The following is a 4966-nucleotide window of genomic DNA, read 5'->3' as shown; positions in this document are numbered from 1 at the left end:
CGCTGCAGCCCCCGCGGCTGCGGCGCCGGTCTTGTCCGCCGTGCCGGTCTTGCCCGGCTTGTAGTCGGCGAAGAAGTCCCACCAGGCGCGGTCGACCGAATCCGGGTCCTGGAGGTACTGCTGGTAGATCTCGTCGACGAGCCACTCATTGGCGCCGAAGGCGGCGGCCGGGTTGGTGCCCGGACCGGCCTGATCGGTCGAGATGCTCGAGTTACTGGGGGACTGAGACGACACGGCGGCAACCGCCCTCTTCCGCTTCACAAGGTGATGGACAGCGGGAATCAAGGCTACGCCTCCGCGACCGTTCCCTGCAGTCCGGGGACGCCTTCGTCGTGCAAGTCACATCGAAAGCCGGGTTTCGGCGCAGGAAATGGCGGGAAACAAGCATGGTTCCGCTTCGCTCCGGGTACGCGGGGCCGCAACTGCCGCCCCCTGGACCGTACCCCGTGCACAGAACACGCAGAACGCGCCCTTCCGGTTCGAACCCTATGTCAACCTCGCGGTTGAGGAATCCCCGGAAGAGTGACGCGGATGCGGCAGCCGCGAGCGGATTCGGCCACGCCGATCCGGCCGCCGTGCAGATCCACCGCCCAGCGCGCGATCGCCAGCCCCAGACCCGTCCCGCCGTCGCTCCCCGGACCGTGCGGGGAGGCCACCTCGCCCCGGTTGAAGCGCTCGAAGACACGGTGCCGCTCGGACTCCGGAATGCCCGGCCCTTCGTCCACGACCTCCAGGTGCAGGGACTCCGGCTGCGGGCCGCGCCGGGCCAGCACCGTCACCCGGCCGTGCGGCGGGCTGTGCTTGACGGCGTTGTCGATGAGATTGGCCACTACCTGGTGCAGCCGCTCCGCGTCCGCGTGCGCGGTCAGCTCCGGCGGCGACACGTCCAGGTGCAGATGGACGTCCGTACGCGAGTGGTTCCCGGACCCCGAGGAGAGCCGGCGGTGCGCGGCGGCGAGGTTCGCCTCCTTGAGGACCCCCGAGAGATACGGCCACACCTCGAAGCGGCCCGCCTTCAGCGTGACCACGCCGTTGTCCAGCCGGGACAGGTCGAGCAGCGTCTCCACCAGCCTGCCGAGCCGCTCCGTCTGTTTCAGCGCCGTGCGCATCGTCTCCGGGTCGGCCGAGGACACCCCGTCCACGACGTTCTCCAGGACGGCTCTCAGCGCCGCGATGGGCGTCCGCAGCTCGTGCGAGACGTTGGCCACCAGCTCCTTGCGGTGCCGGTCCACCGCCGCCAGGTCGTCCGCCATCAGATTGATGGTCTGCGCCAGGTCCCCCAGCTCGTCGCGCCGGTCCGCCCCGTTGACCCGCCGGGTGTAGTCACCGTGCGAGATCGACCGGGCCACCGCGCGCATCTCGTCCAGCGGCGCGGTCAGGCCGTGCGCCACGAACTGGGTGATGAGCAGGGTCGCGATGACCGAGAACACGGTGATGAACCGCAGCTCGGTCCGGGTGCGCAGGGCCACCATGAGCAGCCCCGTCGTGATGAAGACCGACACCACCACCAGGGTGCCCAGCTTGGCCTTGATCGAGAACGGCCGCAGCCCCGGTCCGGGCGCGCTCATGGCGCGGGGGTCTCCAGCGCGTAGCCCACGCCGTGCACGGTACGGATGCGCTCCGCGCCGATCTTCCGGCGCAGCGCCTTGATGTGGCTGTCCACCGTCCGGGTGCCCGAGGCGTCCGCCCAGTCCCACACCTCGGCGAGCAGCTGCTCGCGGGAGAGCACCGCGCGCGGCGTGTTCGCCAGGCAGACCAGCAGGTCGAACTCGGTCGGGGTGAGGTGGACGTCCTCGGCGCGGACCCGCACCCGGCGCTGCGCGTGGTCGATCTCCAGCTCACCGAGACGGAGTATCCCGCTGCGCGGGGTCACGGCCGCGAGCGCGGCCCGCTCCACCCGGCGCAGCAGCACGTGCACCCGGGCCGCCAGCTCCCGCATCGAGAACGGCTTGGTCATGTAGTCGTCGGCGCCGACCCCGAGGCCGACGAGCATGTCCGTCTCGTCGTCCCGCGCGGTCAGCATCAGCACCGGCACCGGCCGCTGGGCCTGGACCCGGCGGCACACCTCCAGCCCGTCGAAGCCCGGCAGCATGATGTCGAGCACCATCAGGTCCGGCTGCCACGCCTCGGCGGCGTCCACGGCGGCCGGACCGTCGAGGGCGGTCTGGACCAGGAAGCCCTCCGCCCGCAGCCGGGCGGAAATGGCGTCCACGATCGTCGCGTCGTCCTCGACCACCAGCACGCGGCGCTGCGCGCCAGGGGTGGCCGTCACGCCGCTGTGGGTGGTGTGTGTCTGTTCCATCGCCCCGCCCCTGCCCGTTCTCACGGAGGCCATTCCCCCGGACGTACGGTTTTCGCTCGTGAATTTCGTGGGTGATCCCGCTATCGCTCAGCAGCGTAGAGGCAGCGGAGGGTTTCCGGCTACGCAGGGTGCAAGTCCGGAGCGCTCCGGCGGGCCGCCGGGGCCGGCCGGACTGTCGCGCTTGTGGCGCTTGAACCCCGAGTGCCGGGGCCTTTCCGATACCCGGCGGGGGGATGTCAGTCCGCGCGAAGTGCGAGATGGACCACGTCGGGCACACCTCGGGCAACGCCCACTTCTTCCGTCCTTACCCCCTGGAATCCGGCATTCCGTAGGGCCTGGTCGAACGCGGGGGACGGTTGTGCGGACCACACGGCGAGCACGCCGCCCGGATTCAGCCGCGCCCGGCAGTCGGCGAGACCCGCGGGGGAGTAGAGGTTCCCGTTGTCGTCCGTGACGGTCCAGTCCGGCCCGTTGTCGATGTCGAGGCACAGAGCGTCGTAACGGTCCGTAGTCGTGCCCAGGTACGCGACGAGGTCGGTCGTCAGGATCTCCGTGCGCGGATCGGCGAGCGCCGGTCCGGAGATCGCGGCCAGCGGACCGTCCAGGTGCCAGCCCACGATCGCCTCCTCCCGCTCGGCGACCACGATCCGGCCCCAGCGGGCGTCGGTGGCGGCCCGGGCCAGCGAGAACCCCACCCCGAGCCCGCCGATGAGCACGGAGGGCGCGACGCGGCCGGCCGGCAGCGCGGCGAGCGCGGCGTCGATCAGCAGCCGTTCGGACCGCCCGTCCGAGGTGTCCATCAGGAAGCAGCCGTTGGCGATGATCTCGAAGTCCTCACCCCGCCCGCGCAGGACCACCTCGCCGTACGGTCCCTCGCGGCGGTCCAGGGTGACGGGGGCGTCGGCGTCGGGGCCGAACGTGTGGCGCATGGCACTGATCTCCGGTGGCCGGGGTCGATGTCGTCCCGGCCATCCTGTCGCGCCGGGGCGGGCCGGGGCCAGTGCGTCACCTGTGCGACGGGGCCCCGGGCCTCCGGCGGGCCCCGGCGCCCCGGATCAGCCCCGCTCGCGGCGCGCCCCAAGCACCGCGTACAGCACGGTGCCCGCGGCGAACAGCGCCGACGCCGTCAGCCACGCCCCGTCCTGCGGCCCCGGCTGCATGGGCCACGCCCACACGGAGGCCGCGCCGCCCGGCGTGCGCGGGGCGGCCAGGTAGACGGCGCCGCCGTAGACGGTCATCGGCAGCCAGCTGAGCCGCGCCCCGATGAGGGCGGCCGACGCGGCGGTGACCCCGGTCGCCCCGAGCACGTTGCGGATCATGCCCGGTGCGCCGAAGACCTCGGGATGTCCGGGGACGGCGAGCGCGAGGGCCGCCCCGGCCGGGACGGCGAGCGCCAGCAGGTGCAGCAGCCGCCGGGGCCACCAGCGCCGCACCGCCGTCCGGTCCAGCTCGTCGGCGGCCGCGTACAGGCTCGTGCCGATGGCCGACGCGGCCAGCAGCGGGGCGAGGACCAGGACCGGCACCCGGGCCCGGTGGTCGAAGTTCGGCTGAGCCACGAGCCAGTGGGCGGCCCAGGCGGCGAGCAGGACGACCCCGGCCAGCACGGCGGCGGTACGGGGGAGGGCGCGCGAGCGTACGTAGAGGGAAGCGGCGTGACGGTTCACAGGGCCGGCACCTCGGCGGGGTCGCAGCTCGCGCGCGTGGTCATGAACCGGCCCAGCCAGGCGCGGCGCTCGGCGTCGGGCATGGCTTCGAGGCGGAGCAGCTCGGGGGACTTCTCGGCGCCGGGAGGCAGTGCGCCCTCGGGCCCGGCGAGCCAGGTGGCGACAGCGACATCCGTCTCCCACGAGGGGCTGCCGTCGTCGTCCGTGGCGTCGGCGTCACGGCACTCCCGGTGCGCGAGATTGAGGCCCACTTGCCAGGCGTAGTCCCCGGTGTGCCTCAGCCGCCCGCGCAAGAGGTACCAGCCGGTGTTCGGGGTGGGCATCCACGCCTCGTCGGCGTTGCGCACGGGAAGCCGGTCGACGTAACGCTTCGGCGCGCCCCGCACTCCCTCCAGCCTCCCGGTCAGCCCCGACAACGCCTCCGCGACCTGGGGCAGCAGATGTTCCTGGCGCCCGCTCAGGCAGATCTGCGGGCTGCCCTCCGTGCAGACGAGGCGGCCGGCCGCCGAGTCGTCCCGGAACAGCCCGTCGCCCGCGGACACGATGAGCGGGGCGACGGCGGCGGCCGCGGCGAGCGGTACGACGGCGGCGAGCCGGCGCCGGGCCACGACGGCGGTGAGCGCGGCGACCGCGAGCCCGCAGGTCCAGAGCGCCATGGCGGGCGCGTACCACCACACCGGCAGCTGGTTCTCCAGCGGTGTCTCCGTCGCCGGATCGAGGTACCGCGCGGCGGAGTCGGTGTACGTGGGCACACCCAGGAGCAGATACATCAGCGCGGCGACGACGGGCGCGGCCAGCCGCCACCGGCAGAGCACGCCCCCGGTGAACCCGGCCAGTGCCGCAGCCGCCAGGAATGCGCCGTCCGCCACCGCGACGGACGGTGACGGGCCGCCGCCGCCCGCGTAGGGCCAGGTCGCCAGCAGCGAGGCGGCCAGCGCCACGGCGTACCCGGCGAGCGCCCACAGGGCGACCGGCAGCACGGCGGACGCCGTCCGCGACC

6 protein-coding genes are annotated in these 4966 nt (G+C 73.3%); all 6 read right to left on the bottom strand.

What is annotated here, in order from left to right; genetic code table 11:
• Window positions 1-234: hypothetical protein (locus MHW47_RS31790; RefSeq protein WP_239227327.1), on the bottom strand; the 234-nt coding region annotated here is incomplete at its 3' end.
• A gap of 257 nt (window positions 235-491) precedes the next feature.
• Complete coding sequence (locus MHW47_RS31785; protein WP_239227326.1) at window positions 492-1568, bottom strand: HAMP domain-containing sensor histidine kinase; 1077 nt, start codon at window positions 1566-1568, stop codon at window positions 492-494.
• Entirely contained in the window at window positions 1565-2302 is a 738-nt protein-coding gene (locus MHW47_RS31780; RefSeq protein WP_239227325.1) for a response regulator transcription factor, read from the bottom strand. The genes MHW47_RS31785 and MHW47_RS31780 overlap by 4 nt, the downstream gene beginning before the upstream one ends.
• A 236-nt stretch (window positions 2303-2538) precedes the next feature.
• Window positions 2539-3231 carry a spermidine synthase gene (locus MHW47_RS31775; RefSeq protein ID WP_239227324.1) on the bottom strand — a complete coding sequence of 231 codons (693 nt, stop codon included), beginning with the start codon at window positions 3229-3231 and terminating at the stop codon, window positions 2539-2541.
• 126 nt (window positions 3232-3357) lie between these two features.
• A complete protein-coding gene (locus tag MHW47_RS31770) occupies window positions 3358-3966 on the bottom strand; it encodes a hypothetical protein (protein WP_239227323.1) in 609 nt (202 codons plus the stop codon).
• Window positions 3963-4966, bottom strand: a 1004-nt coding sequence (locus MHW47_RS31765; protein ID WP_239227322.1) for a hypothetical protein, incomplete at its 5' end; no start/stop codon positions are given. The genes MHW47_RS31770 and MHW47_RS31765, both read right to left, overlap by 4 nt.

It is taken from the genome of Streptomyces sp. OfavH-34-F (genome assembly GCF_022347745.1).
GTDB lineage: Bacteria > Actinomycetota > Actinomycetes > Streptomycetales > Streptomycetaceae > Streptomyces.
The sequence above is the reverse complement of the archived record's forward strand: the minus strand, read 5'-3'. Positions and strand labels throughout refer to the sequence as shown.

Excerpts from the sequence above, each read along its gene's own strand:
- MHW47_RS31780 (WP_239227325.1), bottom strand. The coding sequence starts at position 2,302 with ATGGAACAGACACACACCACCCACAGCGGCGTGACGGCCACCCCTGGC.
- MHW47_RS31785 (WP_239227326.1), bottom strand. The coding sequence starts at position 1,568 with ATGAGCGCGCCCGGACCGGGGCTGCGGCCGTTCTCGATCAAGGCCAAG.
- MHW47_RS31775 (WP_239227324.1), bottom strand. The coding sequence starts at position 3,231 with ATGCGCCACACGTTCGGCCCCGACGCCGACGCCCCCGTCACCCTGGAC.